15 protein-coding genes are annotated in these 19,965 nt (G+C 58.2%); 9 read left to right on the plus strand and 6 right to left on the minus strand.

Translation table 11 applies throughout. The features are described 5' to 3' along the window. The first annotated feature begins 25 nt into the window (after window positions 1-25). The 5 genes from purL to glnB all read left to right on the plus strand — a co-directional run bounded on the left by purL (window position 26) and on the right by glnB (window position 8,549). Window positions 26-3,913 (plus strand): phosphoribosylformylglycinamidine synthase, encoded by a 3,888-nt coding sequence (purL, locus tag HYQ67_RS12110; RefSeq protein ID WP_202303940.1) that lies wholly within the window; start codon window positions 26-28, stop codon window positions 3,911-3,913. 689 nt (window positions 3,914-4,602) lie between these two features. Continuing rightward, on the plus strand, window positions 4,603-6,039 hold the full coding sequence (gene qseE / locus HYQ67_RS12115; protein ID WP_431355438.1) for a two component system sensor histidine kinase QseE/GlrK: 1,437 nt from the start codon (window positions 4,603-4,605) through the stop codon (window positions 6,037-6,039). 2 nt (window positions 6,040-6,041) lie between these two features. After that, complete coding sequence (gene qseG / locus HYQ67_RS12120) at window positions 6,042-6,803, plus strand: two-component system QseEF-associated lipoprotein QseG (RefSeq protein WP_202303941.1); 762 nt, start codon at window positions 6,042-6,044, stop codon at window positions 6,801-6,803. Then, a complete protein-coding gene (glrR, locus tag HYQ67_RS12125) occupies window positions 6,800-8,137 on the plus strand; it encodes a two-component system response regulator GlrR (RefSeq protein WP_202303942.1) in 1,338 nt (445 codons plus the stop codon). Before qseG ends, glrR begins: the two co-directional genes overlap by 4 nt. A 73-nt stretch (window positions 8,138-8,210) precedes the next feature. After that, window positions 8,211-8,549 (plus strand): nitrogen regulatory protein P-II, encoded by a 339-nt coding sequence (gene glnB / locus HYQ67_RS12130; protein ID WP_202303943.1) that lies wholly within the window; start codon window positions 8,211-8,213, stop codon window positions 8,547-8,549. A 64-nt stretch (window positions 8,550-8,613) separates the two neighbouring features. Here glnB and HYQ67_RS12135 read toward each other — a convergent pair whose 3' ends face one another. Beyond that, window positions 8,614-9,981: a formimidoylglutamate deiminase gene (locus HYQ67_RS12135; RefSeq protein WP_202303944.1), complete on the minus strand. Its 1,368-nt coding sequence runs from the start codon at window positions 9,979-9,981 to the stop codon at window positions 8,614-8,616. A gap of 108 nt (window positions 9,982-10,089) precedes the next feature. Here HYQ67_RS12135 and hutC point away from each other — a divergent pair, with 108 nt between their 5' ends. Next, window positions 10,090-10,851 (plus strand): histidine utilization transcriptional repressor HutC, encoded by a 762-nt coding sequence (gene hutC / locus HYQ67_RS12140; protein ID WP_202303945.1) that lies wholly within the window; start codon window positions 10,090-10,092, stop codon window positions 10,849-10,851. Next, window positions 10,848-11,408, plus strand: a complete 561-nt coding sequence (locus tag HYQ67_RS12145; protein ID WP_202303946.1) for a HutD/Ves family protein — start codon at window positions 10,848-10,850, stop codon at window positions 11,406-11,408. The genes hutC and HYQ67_RS12145 overlap by 4 nt, the downstream gene beginning before the upstream one ends. Before the next feature lie 39 nt (window positions 11,409-11,447). On the opposite strand, the gene HYQ67_RS12150 is transcribed toward HYQ67_RS12145, so the two are convergent. Genes HYQ67_RS12150 through HYQ67_RS12170 form a run of 5 tightly spaced genes read right to left on the minus strand, consistent with a single transcriptional unit; the run spans window position 11,448 to window position 16,309 of the window. Then, on the minus strand, window positions 11,448-12,977 hold the full coding sequence (locus tag HYQ67_RS12150; protein ID WP_202303947.1) for an HAL/PAL/TAL family ammonia-lyase: 1,530 nt from the start codon (window positions 12,975-12,977) through the stop codon (window positions 11,448-11,450). A 9-nt stretch (window positions 12,978-12,986) separates the two neighbouring features. Beyond that, a complete protein-coding gene (locus HYQ67_RS12155) occupies window positions 12,987-13,859 on the minus strand; it encodes an ABC transporter substrate-binding protein (RefSeq protein WP_202303948.1) in 873 nt (290 codons plus the stop codon). Between the two features lie 31 nt (window positions 13,860-13,890). Continuing rightward, the gene (locus tag HYQ67_RS12160; protein WP_202304062.1) at window positions 13,891-14,568 is read right to left on the minus strand and encodes an ABC transporter permease; all 678 of its coding nucleotides are present in this window, start codon (window positions 14,566-14,568) and stop codon (window positions 13,891-13,893) included. A 2-nt stretch (window positions 14,569-14,570) separates the two neighbouring features. Then, window positions 14,571-15,215 carry an ABC transporter permease gene (locus HYQ67_RS12165; protein WP_202303949.1) on the minus strand — a complete coding sequence of 215 codons (645 nt, stop codon included), beginning with the start codon at window positions 15,213-15,215 and terminating at the stop codon, window positions 14,571-14,573. Continuing rightward, a complete protein-coding gene (locus HYQ67_RS12170) occupies window positions 15,212-16,309 on the minus strand; it encodes an ABC transporter ATP-binding protein (RefSeq protein ID WP_202303950.1) in 1,098 nt (365 codons plus the stop codon). Before HYQ67_RS12170 ends, HYQ67_RS12165 begins: the two co-directional genes overlap by 4 nt. A gap of 523 nt (window positions 16,310-16,832) precedes the next feature. Between HYQ67_RS12170 and hutU the strand changes: the two genes are divergently transcribed. Together hutU and HYQ67_RS12180 are read left to right on the plus strand one after the other, a co-directional pair. Next, window positions 16,833-18,509 (plus strand): urocanate hydratase, encoded by a 1,677-nt coding sequence (hutU, locus tag HYQ67_RS12175; RefSeq protein ID WP_202303951.1) that lies wholly within the window; start codon window positions 16,833-16,835, stop codon window positions 18,507-18,509. A 53-nt stretch (window positions 18,510-18,562) separates the two neighbouring features. Further along, window positions 18,563-19,963 (plus strand): purine-cytosine permease family protein, encoded by a 1,401-nt coding sequence (locus tag HYQ67_RS12180; protein ID WP_202303952.1) that lies wholly within the window; start codon window positions 18,563-18,565, stop codon window positions 19,961-19,963. Window positions 19,964-19,965: the final 2 nt, after the last annotated feature.

Consider the following 19,965-nt stretch of genomic DNA (forward strand, 5'->3'; position numbering starts at 1 on the left):
CACGCTTGAAGACGAGAGATCTTTGATGATGGTAATTCTGCGTGGTTCCCCCGCTCTATCGGCATTTCGTACCAACAAACTGCTGGCCCGCTTTAAAGACGCCCACCTTCCGGTGAGCGACATTTATGCCGAGTATGTTCATTTTGCCGATCTCGACGCACCGCTAACTGATGAAGAGCACGCGCGCCTGCAACGGTTGCTGAAATACGGTCCAACCCTTGCTGACCATGCCCCGACAGGCCACCTGATTCTGGTTACCCCGCGTCCTGGCACCCTCTCACCCTGGTCCTCTAAAGCTACCGACATCGCGCACAACTGCGACCTTGCAAAAGTTAAGCGTCTGGAACGCGGCGTGGCTTATTACGTCAGCGGCGAAACCCTGACGCAGGCGCAGTGGCAGGACGTTAACGCCCTGCTGCACGACCGCATGATGGAAAGCGTCTTTGCTTCCCTTGAGGACGGTGAAAAGCTGTTCTCCCGCCACGAGCCGGCTCCGGTACAGAGCGTGGATCTGCTGGGCCTGGGCCGCAACGCGCTGGCGGAAGCCAATATCCGTCTGGGGCTGGCGCTGGCGGAAGATGAAATCGACTATCTTCAGGATGCGTTCACAAAGCTTGGGCGCAACCCCAATGACATCGAACTTTATATGTTCGCGCAGGCGAACTCCGAGCACTGCCGCCATAAGATTTTCAACGCCGACTGGGTGATTGACGGCGAGCGAGCCCCAAAGTCGCTGTTCAAAATGATCAAAAATACCTTCGAGAAAACGCCGGACCACGTGCTGTCAGCTTATAAAGACAATGCGGCGGTGATGGAAGGCTCCCAGGTAGGGCGCTTCTTTGCCGACCACGAGGCGGGCCGCTACGATTTCCATCAGGAAGAGGCGCATATCCTGATGAAGGTTGAAACGCACAACCACCCGACGGCGATCTCTCCGTGGCCGGGGGCGGCTACCGGTTCCGGCGGCGAAATTCGTGACGAAGGCGCAACGGGTCGCGGTGCAAAACCAAAAGCGGGTCTTGTCGGTTTCTCCGTATCTAACCTGCGTATTCCGGGCTTTGAACAGCCCTGGGAAGAAGACTTTGGCAAGCCGGAGCGTATCGTTACCGCGCTGGATATCATGACCGAAGGACCGCTTGGCGGCGCGGCGTTCAACAACGAATTTGGCCGTCCGGCGCTGACCGGCTACTTCCGTACCTACGAAGAGCAGGTCAACAGCCATAACGGCGTGGAGCTTCGCGGCTACCACAAGCCAATCATGCTGGCGGGCGGCATCGGCAACATCCGTGCTGACCACGTGCAAAAAGGGGAAATCCCTCCGGGCGCGAAGCTTATCGTACTGGGTGGCCCGTCGATGAACATTGGCCTGGGCGGCGGTGCGGCTTCTTCTATGGCCTCCGGCCAGTCCGATGCGGATCTGGACTTTGCCTCCGTGCAGCGCGACAACCCTGAAATGGAGCGCCGCTGCCAGGAAGTGATCGACCGCTGCTGGCAGATGGGCGAAGACAACCCGATTCTGTTTATCCACGACGTGGGCGCGGGCGGTCTGTCCAACGCCATGCCGGAGCTGGTCAGCGACGGTGGGCGCGGCGGGCGATTTGAACTGCGCGATATCCTGAACGACGAGCCGGGTATGAGCCCGCTGGAAGTGTGGTGTAACGAATCTCAGGAACGATATGTTCTGGCCGTCGCGCCGGAGCAGGTTGCGCTGTTTGACGAGCTGTGCCGCCGCGAGCGCGCGCCGTATGCCGTTATCGGCGAAGCCACCGCAGAAAAACACCTGACCCTGAACGACAGCCACTTTGACAACCAGCCGATTGATATGCCGCTGGACGTGCTGCTGGGCAAAGCGCCGAAGATGGAGCGTAACGTCGAGACCCTGAAAGCGAAGGGCGACGCGCTCGACAGCAGCAGTATAACGATTGCCGACGCGGTAAATCGCGTTCTGCATCTGCCGGCGGTGGCAGAAAAAACCTTCCTGATAACCATCGGCGACCGCAGCGTGACCGGTATGGTTGCCCGTGACCAGATGGTCGGCCCGTGGCAGATCCCGGTTGCCAACTGTGCGGTCACAACCGCCAGCCTGGACAGCTACTACGGTGAAGCGATGTCCATCGGTGAACGTGCGCCAGTCGCGCTGCTCGACTTTGCGGCTTCTGCCCGTCTGGCGGTAGGCGAAGCGCTGACCAACATCGCCTCGACGCAGATTGGCTCGCTGAAACGCATTAAGCTCTCCGCTAACTGGATGGCTGCCGCAGGACACCCGGGCGAAGATGCTGGCCTCTACGAAGCGGTGAAAGCCGTGGGTGAAGAACTTTGCCCGGAGCTGGGCATCACCATTCCGGTGGGCAAAGACTCCATGTCGATGAAAACCCGCTGGCAGGAAGGCAACGAACAGCGCGAGATGACTTCTCCGCTGTCGCTGGTGATCACTGCCTTTGGCCGCGTGGAAGACGTCCGTCGTACCGTCACGCCGCAGCTGAGCACCGAAGACAATGCCCTGCTGCTTATCGACCTGGGCGCAGGCCACAACGCGCTGGGTGCAACGGCGCTTTCTCAGGTTTATCGTCAGCTCGGCGACAAGCCGGCGGACGTGCGCAACGTCGCTCAGCTGAAAGGCTTCTATGAAGCCATGCAGGTGCTGGTGGCCGGGCAGAAACTGCTGGCCTACCACGACCGTTCCGACGGCGGCCTGCTGGTAACGCTGGCTGAAATGGCCTTCACCGGCCACTGCGGCATCGAAGCCGATATTGCCGCATTGGGCGACGATCGTCTGGCCGCGCTGTTCAACGAAGAGCTGGGCGCGGTTATCCAGGTGAAAGCTGCGGATCGCGCTGCGGTTGAGCAAATCCTTGCGGATCATGGTCTGGCTGACTGCTCTCACTTTATCGGTAAAGCAGCCGCCGGCGACCGTTTCACCATCCAGTCTGACGGACATGCGGTCTACAGCGAAAGCCGCTCCACGCTTCGTATGTGGTGGGCGGAAACCACCTGGCAGATGCAGCGCCTGCGTGATAACCCGGCGTGTGCCGACCAGGAACACGAAGCGAAGGCGAACGACAGCGACCCTGGCCTGAACGTGAAGCTGAGCTTCGATATCAAAGAAGATATCGCCGCGCCGTTTATCGCGACGGGCGCGCGACCAAAAGTGGCCGTGCTGCGTGAGCAGGGCGTTAACTCCCACGTAGAGATGGCTGCGGCTTTCCACCGTGCGGGCTTTGACGCCATAGACGTGCACATGAGCGACCTGCTGGCAGGGCGCCGTGGCCTGGAGGAGTTCCAGACGCTGGTGGCGTGCGGCGGGTTCTCTTACGGCGACGTACTCGGCGCTGGTGAAGGCTGGGCGAAGTCCATTCTGTTCAACGAGCGCGTGCGCGACGAGTTTGAAACCTTCTTCCATCGTCCGCAAACGCTGGCGCTGGGCGTCTGCAACGGCTGTCAGATGATGTCTAACCTGCGCGAGCTGATCCCCGGCAGCGATCTGTGGCCGCGCTTTGTGCGCAACCAGTCAGACCGTTTCGAGGCGCGTTTCAGCCTGGTCGAAGTGGCCTCCAGCCCGTCCCTGCTGCTGCAGGGCATGGTTGGCTCCCACATGCCAATCGCGGTTTCCCACGGCGAAGGCCATGTGGAAGTGCGTGACGCCGCCCATCTGGCCCAGCTTGAAAGCAAAGGGCTGGTGGCGCTGCGCTTTATCGACAACTTCGGCAAAGTGACGCAGAACTATCCTGCGAACCCGAACGGCTCGCCAAACGGGATAACGGCGGTTACCAACGAAAGCGGGCGCGTCACCATCATGATGCCGCACCCGGAGCGTGTGTTCCGTACCGTGAGCAACTCCTGGCACCCGGCAGAGTGGGGCGAGGACAGCCCATGGATGCGTATCTTCCGCAACGCGCGTAAGCAGTTGGGTTAACCGCACAGTCCTTCTCCCTCGCCTGGGGGAGAAGGTCGGGTGAGGGCGTAACCAGCTTACGCCCTGCGCCATGACTTAATATTCCCCCTCATTCTGACCCTCTCCCTCAAGGGAAAGGGGATCGTTTCCTCCCTGTCTGCAAATCCCGACATAACCTGATTTTTACCGTCTCCAAATGGAGACATTTAACTGGTTGTTTTTAAATGATTTAATATGAGTACCCTTTAGGTGTAGCTGATTAGCGACACAGTGAGCGAGTTTTGCTCAGATCGGTTTTTGGCGCTGAATAATTAAATTCATTTAAAATCATGCGTATATGTATGTTTGTGGAAAACTGGCACGCATAGTGCATTAATATAAGCAGTGGCTCATTCACTCTCTTATGTCAGACCTCTGTTTACAGAGCGCGCTACATAAACCATCGAATGACGCACTCAAGGTGCCTGCCGTCCACCTTTTGCCAATAGTCTTCGAGACCTGGCATACTCCGGGCGAAACGTTGAGTAAGGCACCGCCTGTTTCCGAAAGCAAAGGCAGAGAAAAATCTCTGCCTTTGTCGTTTCTGACAAAGAAGGAAAAAACGTGGTTTTTCCTTCTTTGTGGTTAAGCTGCCGAATAACAATTCCTGCATTCAAGCCTTTCAACTCCCGCCAATCCCAGCTAGCATCAGGTCTCACAGGTAGAATGAGATGAAGCTATTGAACCAGTGGCACTTTTTCCCCCGTTCGCTACGTCAGCTCGTGATGATGGCCTTTTTGCTGGTGCTGGTGCCGCTGCTGGTGCTGGCGTGGCAGGCCTGGCAGAGTCTGAATGCGTTAAGCGCCCAGGCCGCCCAGACCAACCGCACCACGCTTATTGATGCGCGCCGCAGCGAAGCGATGACCAATGCCGCTCTCGAAATGGAGCGTAGCTACCGTCAGTATTGCGTACTGGACGACGCGACCCTCGCAAAGGTTTATCAGGGGCAGCGCAAGCGCTACGCGCAAATGCTTGAGGCTCACGCTGACGTGCTGCCCGACGAAGATCTCTATCAGACCCTGCGTCAGTCGCTGAACAATCTTGCTCTTCTGCAATGCAGAAATAGCGGCCCGGATACCACGGCTGCGGCACATCTCGAAACTTTCGCCAACGCCAATGCTGAAATGGTGCAGGCGACACGCGCGGTGGTCTTCTCCCGCGGCCAGCAGCTGCAACAGGAAATCGCCGAGCGTGGACAGTTCTTCGGCTGGCAGGCGCTGGTGCTCTTCCTGCTGAGCCTCGGGCTGGTCATCGTCTTTACCCGCATGATTATCGGCCCGGTGAAGGGCATAGAACAAATGATCAACCTGCTGGGCGAAGGGCGCTCGCTTGGCGATTCAGTGCTGTTCAAAGGCCCGCGCGAGCTGCGCTCTGTTGGGCAGCGTATCGTCTGGTTGAGCGAGCGGCTCTCCTGGCTCGAATCACAGCGTCACGAATTCCTGCGGCACATTTCCCATGAGCTGAAAACGCCGCTTGCCAGCATGCGGGAAGGGACAGAATTATTGGCCGACCAGGTCGCCGGGCCGCTGACGGCGGACCAGAAAGAGGTGGTGGAGATCCTCGACAGCAGCAGCCGCCATCTGCAAAAGCTGATTGAACAGCTGCTCGATTACAACCGCAAGCTGGCCGATGGCCAGGTAGAACTTGAGAAAGTTGAGCTGGCGCCGCTGGTAGAAGTGGTGATCTCCGCTCATAGTTTACCAGCAAGGGCTAAAATGATGCGTACCGAGTGCGATCTTAGCCCGGTGGCTTGCCTTGCTGAGCCTGTGCTATTGATGAGCGTACTGGATAATCTCTATTCCAATGCGGTGCACTATGGCAGTGAATCCGGTACCATTTATCTGCGTAGCACCCAAAATGGACAGGTGTTGCGTATCGAGGTAGCCAACACGGGACAACCTATTCCGGCTACCGAAAGGGAGATGATCTTTGAGCCTTTTTATCAGGGCAGCTTACAACGTAAAGGTGCGGTCAAAGGCAGTGGCCTGGGGCTGAGCATCGCCCAGGACTGTATTCGTCGTATGCACGGCGAGCTGCATCTGGTTGATGATGACACGACGGACGTCTGTTTCCGTATCGAATTGCCTGTTTTCCCCGAGAATAAATAACAATGAAAGTCACTAATTTCCGTCGCCGCGTTGGCGTAATGCTGCTGCCGTTACTGCTCGCAGGCTGTGTGCAAAACGCGGTGACCAGTTTAGTCAAACAGCCACATCAGCCTCAGGAACCTGAGCAGCAGCTGGCGGATTACCTCTCTACCGACTGTATGGAGATCTGGCACATCCAGGCCCATGAATCGCTGAATAACCCGCTGTTCTGGCTGCGCGGTATGGATTGTGCAGAACGCCTGCCGCCTGCGGAAGCCCGCGCGGAAGCCCGGCGCTGGCAGGCTCAGAACTGGCAGGACACCTTCAAGCGCGGCATTTTGTTAGCCAATGCCAAAATCACGCCCACCGAGCGCCGTCGCTATATGACTAAGCTTGACGCGATGACCGGCGAGGTGCCCCCTCAGGTGCGGCCACTCTTCCAGGTCTGGCGCGATGGCCAGGCCTCTTTGCTCGATCTTTCTGATGAGCGCAGCCGCTACAGCAAGCTCCAGCAATCGACGGATGGTGAGCTGGACACGCTGCGCGAGCAGCAGCAGCGCCTGCGCAGCCAGCTGGATCTGACCACCCGCAAACTCGAAAACCTTACGGACATTGAGCGTCAGCTCTCCAGCCGCAAACCTTCCGGCAGCTACATGCCCGAAAACCCTAAAGGCGCGGATAAAGCAGCGCCGGCTTCAGCGGCACAAGGGGATGCTGACGACGAGATCGCTAAGCCTGCGCCAGCTAAGGACGCAGAAAAACCCGAGCAGGAGGCTAAACCATGACGCAGCGCAAACCGGCCCGACTACTGCTGGTTGACGACGATCCGGGCTTGTTAAAGCTGCTCGGTATGCGTCTGACCAGCGAAGGCTACACCGTTTCCACGGCGGAGAGCGGCGCGGAAGGACTGCGGCTGCTGGGTCGTGAAAAGATCGATCTGGTTATCAGCGACCTGCGCATGGACGAGATGGACGGCATGGCGCTGTTCGCCGAAATTCAGAAGCTACAGCCGGGGATGCCGGTAATTATCCTCACCGCTCATGGTTCGATTCCGGACGCCGTAGCGGCAACCCAGCAGGGCGTGTTCAGCTTCCTTACCAAACCTGTCGATAAAGACGCGTTATATCAGGCCATTGATAATGCGCTGGAGCATACGGTTGCCGCAGGTGATGACATGTGGCGCGAAACCATTGTCACCCGCAGCCCGAACATGCTTCGCCTGTTAGAGCAGGCGCGTATGGTGGCGCAGTCGGATGTCAGCCTGCTGATTAACGGCCAGAGCGGCACCGGCAAAGAGATTCTGGCGCAGGCCATTCATAACGCCAGCCCGCGCGGCAAAAATGCTTTCATTGCCATCAACTGCGGCGCGCTCCCGGAACAGCTGCTCGAGTCGGAGCTGTTTGGACATGCGCGTGGCGCGTTTACCGGTGCGGTAAGCAGCCGTGAAGGCCTGTTCCAGGCGGCAGAAGGCGGCACGCTGTTCCTCGACGAAATTGGCGATATGCCGATTCCATTGCAGGTGAAGTTACTGCGCGTATTGCAGGAGCGCAAAGTGCGCCCGCTGGGCAGCAACAGGGATCTGGATATCAACGTGCGCATTATCTCTGCAACCCACAGGGATTTGCCGAAGGCGATGGAGCGCGGGGAGTTCCGCGAAGATCTGTTCTATCGCTTAAACGTAGTCAACCTGAAAATCCCGGCGTTACATGAGCGAGCCGAAGACATCCCGCTGCTGGCGAACCATCTGCTGCGCCAGTCCGCCGATCGCCACAAGCCGTTTGTGCGCAGCTTCTCGACGGATGCCATGAAGCGGTTGATGGCCGCCAGCTGGCCGGGCAACGTGCGCCAGCTGGTTAACGTTATTGAACAGTGCGTGGCCCTGACGTCGGCCCCGGTGATCGGCGAAGCGCTGGTGGAGCAGGCGCTGGAAGGGGAAAATACCGCGCTGCCAACCTTTGTCGAGGCGCGCAACCAGTTCGAGCTGAACTATCTGCGCAAGCTGCTGCAAATCACCAAAGGCAACGTGACCCACGCGGCGAGAATGGCAGGGCGCAACCGCACGGAATTCTACAAATTACTCTCCCGGCATGAACTCGATGCCAATGACTTTAAAGAGTAGTCTGTGTTAATTTGAGCAACCGATTACCAAGCTTGCAGCACACACAAGTTGTGCGGGAATGACAGAGAAAACCATGAAAAAAATTGATGCGATTATTAAGCCGTTCAAACTGGATGACGTGCGCGAAGCGCTGGCAGAAGTGGGCATCACCGGTATGACGGTTACGGAAGTGAAAGGTTTTGGCCGTCAGAAGGGTCACACCGAGCTGTATCGCGGCGCGGAGTATATGGTCGACTTCCTGCCTAAGGTAAAAATTGAAATTGTGGTGACCGACGATATCGTCGATACCTGCGTCGATACCATCACCCGTACCGCGCAAACCGGTAAAATCGGCGATGGTAAAATCTTCGTCTTTGACGTGGCGCGCGTGGTGCGTATCCGTACCGGCGAAGAAGACGACGCGGCGATATAATCTCCGTCTCGTTACACCTGCAAAAGAGATCCGCAGCCGGATCTCTTTGCTTTTGAAGCCTTGCTCAGACCACCAATTCCTTCATCACCTGCGTAAACGCGCAGCCGATCTCTTCATCTTTACTGTGCCGTCCTTCCTGAATCACCCACTGCCCGCCGGTCATGACCGCCCGAATCGGGTTGCCGGCACAGGCGAAGATCCAGCGGTTTAGCAGCATCTGGTCTTGTGCGCTGGCGATAAACGGATCCCGGTCGTCCAGCACCAGAAGGTCCGCACGATAACCCACCTCTAGCCTACCGATGTTCTGCCCCAGAGCCTTTGCGCCGCCGCTCAGCGCTCCGTGATAAAGCACGTTGCCAATATTCGCCTCCGCCGGCGTATACAGCCGATTGCGGCGCTGCGCCTGCAATCGCTGTCCGTACTCGAACCAGCGTAAATCTTCCGTGACGCTGACGCTGATGTGGCTGTCGGAGCCAATTCCCCAGCGGCCCTGATGGGCCAGATACTCTACGCCCGGGAAGATGCCATCACCCAGGTTGGCTTCTGTCGTCAGGCAGAGCCCTGCGACGGCACCGGAGGCGGCTATTTTCTGCGTCTCCTGCGGGGTCAAATGCGTGGCGTGGATCAGACACCAGCGCTCGTCCACGGGGACATGGTTGTAAAGCCAGTCAACCGGACGCTCGCCGGACCAGGCCTGGCAATCCTCAACCTCTTTAAGCTGTTCGGCAATGTGAATATGGATCGGCTGCTGGCCAGGGTGGCAGTTCAGAACGGTGTCGATTTGCTGCGGCGTCACGGCCCGCAGTGAATGGAAGCACAGCCCGGTGCGCTGCATCGGCTCACGGGACAGACGGGCGGTGAGCGTCTCATACAGCGCCAGATAGCCGTCGGTATCGTTGATAAAACGGCGCTGCCCGGCGCTCGGCGTTTGCCCGCCAAATCCGGCATGGCTGTAGAGAACGGGCAGCAGGGTCAGGCCAATGCCCGCCGTGCTCGCCGCGCTGGATATCCGCAGCGCCAGCTCAGCGCGTTCGCCATACGGCGCGCCGGTATTGCTGTGGTGCAGATAGTGGAATTCAGCGACGGAGGTATAGCCCGCTTTCAGCATTTCGATATACAGATAGCTGGCGATGGTTTCTAACTGTTCAGGCGAGATTTTATCCACCAGTCGGTACATCAGATCCCGCCAGGTCCAGAAGCTGTCAGAGGGATTTCCCGCCACCTCAGTGAGGCCGGCCATCGCCCGCTGAAAGGCATGAGAATGCAGGTTGGGCATGCCCGGCACTACCACGCCGTTGATGAGGGTGGCCTGCGGCGCGGGTTTGGTTTCCTTCGCCAGGGCCGTGATGATTCCCTCATCGGACACGGTTATGCTGACATTGTTTGCCCAGCCATCAGGCAAGAGCGCTTTCTTTGCGAACCAGACCGTCATGTTATCACCTTGTATTCAGCTTGTTGTAAATGTATATACATGTACATAGATATACATCTAACAGGCCATAGAGTAAACTTTCTACGTCATCAGATTGAGGAAGCATTCATGGCGCAAAACGACCTGACTAACCCGGTTTCAAAGGATGCACTGCAAGAGCCGCCGGCCCCTTTTTATGAAAGGGTGAAGGCGATGATCAAAACCAAGATCCACAGCGGTGCCTGGCCGGTTAACTATCGTGTCCCTTCCGAAAGTGAGCTGGTGAGCCAGTTTGGCTACAGCCGGATGACGGTCAACCGTGCGCTGCGTGAGCTGACGGCGGATGGGCTTCTGGTGCGTATGCAGGGCGTGGGGACTTTTGTGGCGGAGATCCGCGGTCAGTCAGCGCTGCTGGAAATCAACAATATTGCCGATGAGATCGCCAACCGGGGGCATCGTCACCACGCCAGAGTCTTTAGTCTGACTGAAATAGAAGCCGATGCGCAGCAGGCGCTTAGCTTTGGCATGCAGCAGGGCTGCGCGCTCTACCATTCGCTGATTTGCCATTATGAAAATGGCGTGCCGGTGATGCTCGAAGATCGCCTGGTGAACACCCTGGTGGTGCCGGACTATTTGCAGCAGGACTTTACCCGCATCACGCCCAATGCCTATCTGTCATCTATTGCGCCCATTGTTGAAGGCGAGCACGTTATCGAGGCGGTGAACGTCAGCCGTACGGAGTGTGCTTACCTGGAAATAGAAGAGCATACCCCCTGCCTGATGGTGAACCGACGGACCTGGACTGGCCGTCAGGATAAGAAAATTGTTACCAGCGTGCGCCTGGTCTATCCGGGGTCGCGCTACCGTCTTGAAGGAAGCATGCGCAAATGATCCGCCTGCTCCCTGCAAAAAAACACATCGAGATGCCCTGGAAGAATGGCCTGGGGGTCACGCGTGAAGTCAGCCGTTTTCCCGAAGCCGGAGAGTACGACTGGCGGATTTCGCTGGCGACCATTCGTGATTCTGGCCCGTTTTCGAGTTTTCCCGGCTACCTGCGCAGTATCAGCGTGCTGGAAGGGGAAGGGATGTACCTGACGATAGAGGCGGAGCGCAGCCCGCTGATACCTCCGTTTCAGGCGCTGAATTTTAACGGCGAAAGCAGCGTTTCCTGCGAGATAGTCGGCGGCCCGCTGCTGGACTTTAACGTGATTTACCGTGAGGCGGCCATGCAGGCCACGGTGACCTGGTGCCGCTCTGCGGAGTGGGACTATCAGGGCGGATTACGCGTGCTGTTCAACGCAGGCTCTGCCGTGCGGGTTCAGATCGCGGGGCAGGATTATCGGCTGGATCGCTATGACAGCCTGCTGGTGGACGAGCCGGGAACGCTGGACGTCAACAGCGGATCCCCGGAAGCACGTCTTGCCTGCATTACTCTCTTGAATAAATAACGCCGCGGACAGACCTTCGTCCTCCGTGGCGTCATCTCTTTACTGTTGACTACACAATTCCTGCAGCATCTCGCTTAATTCCCCCTCAACAATCAGAGAGCGCAGCGCATGCATGTCAGGGTACAGCGCGGTGTCTTTTTCCCGGAAGGGAACCGCCCGGCGAACCATGGCAAGCGTAGCCTCGCTTCCCACCGCGGCCCGTAGCGGACGGTGGAATTCCAGCGCCTGACAGGCGCACAGCAGCTCAATCGCCACAATATCTACGGCGTTCTCTACGGCTTTCAGAGCCTGACGGGCCGCCGACACTCCCATGCTGACATGATCTTCCTGGCCCGCGCAGGTAGGCACCGTGTGGATACTCGCCGGGCCTGCCAGGCTGCGATTTTCACCCGCCAGCGCCGCGGCGACATAAGGCGGGATCATCATCCCGGAACAGCCGCTGCCCGGCGTAACCAGGAAGGCCGGCAGCCCGCTAAGATGCACATTGGTGATGCGGTCGGAGCGGGCCTGGGATGCGCTACTCAGCTGCGCGATGGCGACGGCCAGCGAATCCAGCGCCAGCGCGACGGGCGCGCCGTGGCCGTTGCCGCCCGGCAGCACGGTAAGCCGCTCTTCTTCTATCAGAAACAGCGGATTATCCGTCACCGAATTTAGCTCAATGGTCATCACCTGGCGGCAGTGGGCCAGCTGGTCACGCACCGCGCCGTGGATCTGGGGAATGCAGCGTAAGCTCAGGGCATCCTGAATTCGGTGTTCACGATAGCGTTCCAGTATCTCGCTTCCGCTCAGCAGCAGCCGCAGATTTTTCGCCGTTTCCTGCTGGCCGGGATGCGGACGCAGGGCGTGCAGACGAGCATCGTAGCCACGGGTGTTGCCCTTCAGCGCCTCCAGACACATGCCGCCTGCCATATCGGCCACCGGCAGCAGCCGCTGGAAATCTGCTACCGCCAGGCAGCCCAGAGCGGTAATTTCATAGGTGCCGCCCACCAGCGCGTGGCCTTCTCGGGGGCCTGGGAGATACGGCGGGATTTCCGCCAGCGCCAGTGCCCGATCCGAGGGCAGCAGCTCCCCCCGATACCAGCATTTTCCTTCACCAAAGACCGACAGGCCGATATGGGCTGTCGCAATCAGATAGCCGACCGATCCCCCTGATGGCGACCAGGGCGTGACCTGTTTATTCAGCATATCGGCCATGCGCAGCGCCAGCGCCGGAGTGACGCCGCTGTAGCCCTGAAGCAGCGATTTCAGCGTCACCGCCATCGTGGCCCGCACTTCACGCATCGTCAGAGCAGCACCGACGCCGCAGGCGTGGCTGCGCAGCATGTTGAGCTGAGTATCCGTTATCTGCCCGGCGGAGAGCCGGGTGGTAACCAGATCGCCCACCCCCGTCGTCAGCCCATATATAACCTGCTCTTCCTGAATGGCCCGCCGGATGTACTGGCTGACGACAGCCATGTTCTCCAGCGCGTGCGGCTCCAGAAAAACCTCTGCCCCGTCCGCAATACGCACAATCTCTTCAATTGTGCACGGCCCGCCACCTAAGGTGATACAGCCCAGGTCAGTTGTCATTGTCGGTCCTTATTTCGCAAAGCCGTGTTTCAGCAGCCACTGGTGGGCCACCTCATCAACGCCGACAAACTCTGCCATTTGCTCGTTCATGTCGATCAGGTCGTCGGTGGTTAACTGGGCGGAAACTTTATTCACAATCGCCGCTGCGCTGCCGTCCAGCGAACCGTCTGCGACGAGGGGAACGATATTCTGTGCCGCAAACAGATGCTTAGTATCTTCCAGCACGACAAGGCGATCTTTTTTGATTGCCGGGGTGGTGGAAAGCAGGTCGGCCACCTGCACCTGGTTGTTTTTCATGGCGCTCAGGGTCAGCGGCCCGCCCACATCCAGCACTTTAAAACGCTTAAAGTTCAGGCCATAAACTTCACGTAGCCCGGATATGCCCTCATGGCGAGTTTTCCACTCTGCCGGGCCGCCGAGCACCAGCTGACCGGCAATGGGCTTCAGATCTTCGATGGTTTTCAGCTTGTACTTCGCGGCGGTCTTTTGCGTCACCGCCAGCACGTCGATATCTTCTGCCGGCGAGATATCCAGCATTTTGATTTTCGCCGGCAGCTTCGTCGCCAGCGCGGCGGCAACTTCTTTACTGCCGTGCGCCTCGTTTTTGGCGTCCAGGTAGCTCAGCATCGCGCCGCTGTATTCCGGAATAAAGGTGACAGAACCGTCCAGCAGCGCCGGGATATAAACTTCGCGGCTGCCGATATTGAGTTTTTTCTCCACCGGGATGTTTTGCGCTTCGAGCGCCCCTGCGTAAATCGTGCCGAGCAGCTGGCTTTCGGGGAAGTCGGCGGAGCCAACGATGATTTTTGATGCAGCCCAGACGGAGGAGGTTACCGAAAGAAGCAGCGCGGAGCAGAGCGTCAGAGCATATTTTTTCATCATCTTGAGATCCTTTTAAGAGCGGTCAGGGGTATCAGTGTTTTACGCGCCGGGTGATACCGGGCGAGACGACCATTTTCTGCGAGAAGGAGAAGAAGCCGTCGATCAGCAGCGCCAGCAGCGCCACCAGGGTGGCTCCCGCCGCCATCTGGCTGAAATCGTTGGCGGCGCGTCCATCAATAATCAGGCGGCCCAGCCCGCCCAGAGAGACATAGGCGGCAATGGTGGCCGTGGAAACAATCTGTAGCGTGGCGCTGCGCACGCCGGACAGAATCAGCGGAAGCGCACACGGCAGCTCTACCTGAGCGAGGATCTGCAGCCGCGTCAGGCCCATGCCTTTGGCTGCGTCATGAACGGAAGGATCGACCGAACGGATACCGGCATGAACCCCCAGCGCAATAGGCGGCAGCGCCAGCGCCACCAGCACCAGAATGCAGGGCACGATAAACGCCATGTCAGATTCAAAAGAGCCGGCCAGTAGAATCACCAGCAGGATGATTAAACCGAACGAGGGCAGGGAGCGTAGCGCATTGGTCGTACCAATTAAGAATGCCTCCCCCTTGCCCGTATGGCCGGTGTAGCAGCCGACGGGAAAGGCGATGGCGAACGCAATAACCAGGGCGACGGCGCTGTAGCCGATATGCTGCAACAGCAAAGGAAAAATACCGTCATCCCCAAACCAGTGGGTGGGATCCAGGAACCAGCTAATCATCATTATCCTCTCAGGGGTTGCCAGTGGCTTAATTGACGGGTGGCGTGAACCACCAGGCGATCCAGCAGCAGCGCGAGGAGGATGCTCAGCACGATCCCGGCGATGATGGGCGTCAGGAATTGCAGCTGGAAGCCCTGGGTAAACAGGGAGCCGAGCTGCGGCGCGCCGATAAGCGCAGCCACGGAAACAATACTGACGTTCGACACCACGGCGACGCGCAGGCCAGAGCCAATCACCGGCACGGCCAGCGGCAGCTCGACCTGAAGAAACTGTTGCAGGGGCTTGTAGCCCTGGGCGGCGGCGGACTGGCGGGTGTCGGTAGAGACGGAATCCAGCCCGTCACAGACCGTGCGGACCAGCAGCGCGAAGCTGTAAACCGTCAGCGCGACGACCACGTTGATCGGATCCAGAATCTGGGTATTCAGCAGCGGCGGCAGCAGCACAAACAGCGCCAGCGAGGGAATGGTGTAGAGCAAACCAAACAGGTTAATGATCACGGCCTTGAGCCTTGGGAGGCTGTTCACTCCCCATCCGACGGGGATCGCCAGGATAAGCCCGATGACTACCGGCACGATGGAGAGGTAACAGTGCCAGAGCAGCAGGCTGAAGATTTTGTCACTTTGCGCCCAGAGCCAGTCAAATCTCATCGTGCCTCCTGACGCGTTGATTTACACATCTCAACGACCTGTTCCAGAAGAACCGAACCGACAGGTGCCAGCTCTTTATCGACGATAATGGCCCGATGGTTCGGCGAGCTAAGGGCGGCATCCAGCAAATGGCGCAGCGGGCCGCCCTGCTGGTGGAAGGTCGCCCCCAGATTAATGTTATCGAGGGTGATGGAGGACACCTGCTGATGGGTATCGAACCAGCCAAAGGCTTTACCGCCCCGGGTCACCAGCAGCCAGCGGTCGGTCGCTTTGCGTCTGGCTTCTTCCAGCGTGCAGTCCAGCTCCGCGCAGGGTTCGTTTTGCAGGGCGGAAGCGGCGTCCGTCGTATGAAAACTAAGTTTGCGGTAGCCTCTGTCACGGCCAATAAAGTCCGCCACAAAATCGTTCTGGGGGGTATTTAACAGCTCGCCGGGCGTGGCGAGCTGCGCCAGCTTGCCGCCGGGCCTGAGGACGGCGACGAGATCGCCAAGCTTCATGGCTTCATCGATATCGTGAGTGACCATGATAATGGTTTTACTCACCTCTTTTTGAATACGCAGAAACTCTTCCTGTAGCTGTTCGCGCACCACGGGATCGACCGCGCTAAAGGGTTCGTCCATCAGCATAAATTCCGGATCTGCCGCCAGCGCGCGGGCGACGCCGACGCGCTGCTGCTGGCCGCCAGAAAGCTGCCAGGGAAAGCGCGTGGCGATGATTGGGTCCAGCCCGACCACTTCCAGCAGTTCACCGGCTCTGACACGCGCCTTGCTCTTGCTGGCACCGTTCAGGATCGCGGTAGTGGCGATATTATCGATGATGTTTTTGTGAGGGAATAAACCTGCATTTTGAATGACGTAGCCGATGCGGCGACGCAAATGCACGGTATCCATCTGGTCGGTGGCTTCGCCATTAAGCAGTATTTGGCCTCCCGAAGGTTCGACCAGGCGGTTGATCATCCGCAACGAGGTGGTTTTCCCGCAGCCGGATGGGCCGACAAATACCGTAATTTTGCCTCCTGGCGCTACCAGGCTGAGGCCGTCTACGACTAGCGAGCCGTTTCCGTAGTGCTTGGTCACATTCTGGAAGGTAATCATCTTCACACCTCTGGACGTTGCGTGTTGTGTTCCCGCCCCGCGGAGTGAACAGGGCGATAAAGCGTTCTGTTTAGCTATCTGCATGTACAGTCTTGTATGTACAAGTGCAAAGTTTATGCCATCCCTGATGGTCACTCTTCGCCTTCCTCTTTATAAATCGTTTATATACAGATTATTAGCTTTTTATTCTGGGTGGACATGCCGCCCATTTTTCTCTTGATGTGGGCAAAGCTTAAGCAATAAAAGCATAAATGTTATGTCTTTGTAATGATCTTGTGCGCAAAAATGAGGCATAGACGCCACTTTTTGCACTTTAATGGTTCAATCCTTAGGCGTTTTTATGAGGTTTTCCAGTCCCTTGCTTTTGGTTGTTTTGTTAATCTGTTGAATTTGATTGGTTATTTTAATTAATTGTTAATCTGGCATCCTCTGTGCTTATCATGTATATACAAGATAAAGCTGCACCAAAAAAAGTTAACACCTCAGTAACATGCAACCGATAACCGATAAGAAGGGAAAGCGCATGAGTAAGCAAACAACCCGTTTTCGCGATGTTGAAATCAGGGCACCCCGCGGTACCGAGCTGAACGCCAAAAGCTGGCTCACTGAAGCCCCATTACGGATGCTGATGAATAATCTGGATCCCGATGTCGCTGAAAACCCGAAAGAACTGGTGGTCTACGGCGGCATTGGCCGGGCGGCCCGCAACTGGGAGTGCTACGACAAAATCGTCGAGACGCTGAAACAGCTTAACGACGATGAAACGTTGCTGATCCAGTCGGGCAAACCGGTGGGCGTGTTCAGAACCCACAGCTTTGCACCACGCGTACTCATCGCTAACTCGAACCTGGTTCCCCACTGGGCGAACTGGGAGCATTTCAACGAGCTGGATGCTAAAGGTCTGGCAATGTATGGCCAGATGACCGCCGGATCGTGGATCTATATTGGCAGCCAGGGCATCGTGCAGGGCACCTACGAGACCTTCGTGGAAGCAGGACGCCAGCACTATAACGGGACGCTGCGCGGGCGCTGGGTGCTGACCGCCGGTCTGGGCGGGATGGGCGGTGCGCAGCCGCTGGCCGCGACCCTTGCAGGAGCGTGCTCGCTGAACATTGAGTGCCAGCAGTCGCGTATCGATTTCCGTCTGCGTACCCGCTACGTGGATGAGCAGGCGAAAGATCTGGACGACGCGTTAGCGCGTATCGCCCGCTATACGGCGCAAGGCAAGGCCGTCTCTATTGCGCTGCACGGCAACGCGGCCGAAATTTTACCTGAGCTTGTGAAGCGTGGCGTTCGCCCGGATATGGTGACCGACCAGACCAGCGCGCACGATCCGCTTAACGGCTACCTGCCGCTGGGCATGAGCTGGGAAGCGTACCGCGAACGCGCTCAAAGCCAGCCTGCAGAAACGATCAAAGCGGCTAAAGCCTCCATGGCCGAACATGTTAAAGCCATGCTCGCCTTCCAGCAGCAGGGGGTCCCGACCTTTGATTACGGCAACAATATCCGCCAGATGGCCAAAGAGATGGGGGTGGAAAACGCCTTTGATTTCCCAGGCTTCGTTCCCGCCTATATTCGCCCGCTGTTCTGCCGCGGTATTGGCCCGTTCCGCTGGGTGGCGCTCTCCGGTGACGCAGAAGATATCTACCGTACCGACGCCAAAGTCAAAGAGCTGATCCCCGACGATGAGCATCTTCACCACTGGCTGGATATGGCCCGCGAGCGCATCAGCTTCCAGGGCTTACCGGCCCGTATCTGCTGGGTGGGGCTGGGGCAGCGCGCGCGTCTGGGGCTGGCCTTTAACGAAATGGTGCGCAGCGGTGAAGTCTCTGCCCCTATTGTTATCGGTCGCGACCATCTTGATTCTGGCTCCGTTGCCAGCCCTAACCGTGAAACCGAGGCGATGCAGGACGGCTCGGACGCGGTTTCCGACTGGCCGCTGCTGAACGCGTTGCTGAATACCGCCAGCGGCGCGACCTGGGTATCCCTGCACCACGGCGGCGGCGTGGGCATGGGCTTCTCCCAGCACTCCGGGGTGGTCATCGTCTGCGACGGCACCGACGAAGCCGCCGAGCGTATCGCCCGGGTTCTGGGCAACGATCCGGCAACGGGCGTGATGCGCCATGCGGATGCAGGCTACGACATTGCGATTGAATGCGCCAGGGAACAAGGGCTCAACCTGCCAATGATGACGGATTAACTCTTCCGGTGAGGCGGGCTTCGGCCCCCTCACATCTACCCGGAGCGCCTGTTATGAACAATAAAAACAACACAACATTTATCGAAACCCGTTCCATTGAGCCGATCCCCGATAGCGAGCGGCACGGCAGCATCTTCAGCCAGTTCACGCTCTGGCTGGGGGCAAATCTGCAAATCACCGCTATTGTCACCGGCGCGCTGGCTATCGTCTTTGGTGGCGATGTCTTCTGGTCACTGGCGGGTCTGGCGCTGGGCCAGGTCGCAGGCGGCATCGTGATGGCATTACACGCAGCCCAGGGGCCGAAGCTTGGGATACCGCAGATGATCAGCAGCCGGGTGCAGTTCGGCGTTTACGGTGCCTGCGTGCCGATTCTGCTGGTCTGCCTGATGTATATCGGCTTTATCGCCACCGGCGCGGTGCTCTCCGGCCAGGCGATTTCTGCCGTTTTTCATACCTCAGAAACCAGCGGCATTGTGCTCTTTGCCTTCACCACGCTGGTTATCGCCTTTGTGGGCTATCGCCTTATTCACCTGCTGGGCAAGCTCGCCAGCGTCGTGGGCGTTATCGCGTTTATCTACCTGTTCTGGAAAATCAGTGCGGCGCATCCCATTGGTGAACTGCTGGGCAACGCGGCTTTTAGCTGGCGCACGTTTTTAACCGCCGCCGGGCTTGCCGCCTCCTGGCAGATCACCTTCGGCCCGTACGTTGCGGATTACTCGCGCTATCTGCCGCGCAATACGTCCAGCAGAAAGGTCTTTTTTGCAGTAGGCAGCGGATCGGTGATTGGCGCGCAGGTGGCGATGACGGTTGGCGTGCTGGCAGCGGCGATCTCCCAGGGAAAACTGCTGGGCCATGAAGTGGACTTTATCGTGACGTTAGGGGGAACCGGCGCGGTTGCCACGCTGCTTTATCTGAGCGTCGCTTTTGGCAAGCTGACCATTAATACCCTTAACGCGTACGGCAGCCTGATGTGTCTGAGCACGGTTTACAGCTGCGGGAAGCAGCAGATTCGCATTAGCCCACGGGTGCGGCTGCTGGTGCTGGCTGCAATTATTGCTCTCGCCACGGGGATTGCGATTATTGGCCAGCACTCGTTCCTGGCCGCGTTCAAATCATTCCTGCTGTTCCTGCTAACCTTCTTTACGCCGTGGAGCGCGGTCAACCTGGTGGATTACTACTTCTTTAACCACCAGGAGATTGATGTTGCTGCCCTGAACGATCCGGCTGGCAAATACCGTGCCTGGAACGCAACGGGACTGGGCGTTTATATCCTCGGCGTGGCGGTGCAGACGCCGTTTATCGATAGCGGTTTTTATAGCGGCCCGTTCGTCAGCCTGCTCGGCGGCATCGATATCTCGTGGCTTATCGGCCTGGCGCTGCCGGCCGCGCTCTATTACATCCTGCGTAAAGTGCAGTCCACCCACACCGCGGCAGGTACCGCTCTGAGCCGCTAACG

This window comes from Dryocola clanedunensis subsp. sulfonylureivorans, assembly GCF_016756775.1.
In the GTDB taxonomy this organism is placed as follows: Bacteria; Pseudomonadota; Gammaproteobacteria; order Enterobacterales; family Enterobacteriaceae; genus Dryocola; species Dryocola clanedunensis.

Excerpts from the sequence above, each read along its gene's own strand:
- purL (WP_202303940.1), top strand. The coding sequence starts at position 26 with ATGATGGTAATTCTGCGTGGTTCCCCCGCTCTATCGGCATTTCGTACC.
- qseE (WP_431355438.1), top strand. The coding sequence starts at position 4,603 with ATGAAGCTATTGAACCAGTGGCACTTTTTCCCCCGTTCGCTACGTCAG.
- qseG (WP_202303941.1), top strand. The coding sequence starts at position 6,042 with ATGAAAGTCACTAATTTCCGTCGCCGCGTTGGCGTAATGCTGCTGCCG.
- glrR (WP_202303942.1), top strand. The coding sequence starts at position 6,800 with ATGACGCAGCGCAAACCGGCCCGACTACTGCTGGTTGACGACGATCCG.
- glnB (WP_202303943.1), top strand. The coding sequence starts at position 8,211 with ATGAAAAAAATTGATGCGATTATTAAGCCGTTCAAACTGGATGACGTG.
- HYQ67_RS12135 (WP_202303944.1), bottom strand. The coding sequence starts at position 9,981 with ATGACGGTCTGGTTCGCAAAGAAAGCGCTCTTGCCTGATGGCTGGGCA.
- hutC (WP_202303945.1), top strand. The coding sequence starts at position 10,090 with ATGGCGCAAAACGACCTGACTAACCCGGTTTCAAAGGATGCACTGCAA.
- HYQ67_RS12145 (WP_202303946.1), top strand. The coding sequence starts at position 10,848 with ATGATCCGCCTGCTCCCTGCAAAAAAACACATCGAGATGCCCTGGAAG.
- HYQ67_RS12150 (WP_202303947.1), bottom strand. The coding sequence starts at position 12,977 with ATGACAACTGACCTGGGCTGTATCACCTTAGGTGGCGGGCCGTGCACA.
- HYQ67_RS12155 (WP_202303948.1), bottom strand. The coding sequence starts at position 13,859 with ATGATGAAAAAATATGCTCTGACGCTCTGCTCCGCGCTGCTTCTTTCG.
- HYQ67_RS12160 (WP_202304062.1), bottom strand. The coding sequence starts at position 14,568 with ATGATTAGCTGGTTCCTGGATCCCACCCACTGGTTTGGGGATGACGGT.
- HYQ67_RS12165 (WP_202303949.1), bottom strand. The coding sequence starts at position 15,215 with ATGAGATTTGACTGGCTCTGGGCGCAAAGTGACAAAATCTTCAGCCTG.
- HYQ67_RS12170 (WP_202303950.1), bottom strand. The coding sequence starts at position 16,309 with ATGATTACCTTCCAGAATGTGACCAAGCACTACGGAAACGGCTCGCTA.
- hutU (WP_202303951.1), top strand. The coding sequence starts at position 16,833 with ATGAGTAAGCAAACAACCCGTTTTCGCGATGTTGAAATCAGGGCACCC.
- HYQ67_RS12180 (WP_202303952.1), top strand. The coding sequence starts at position 18,563 with ATGAACAATAAAAACAACACAACATTTATCGAAACCCGTTCCATTGAG.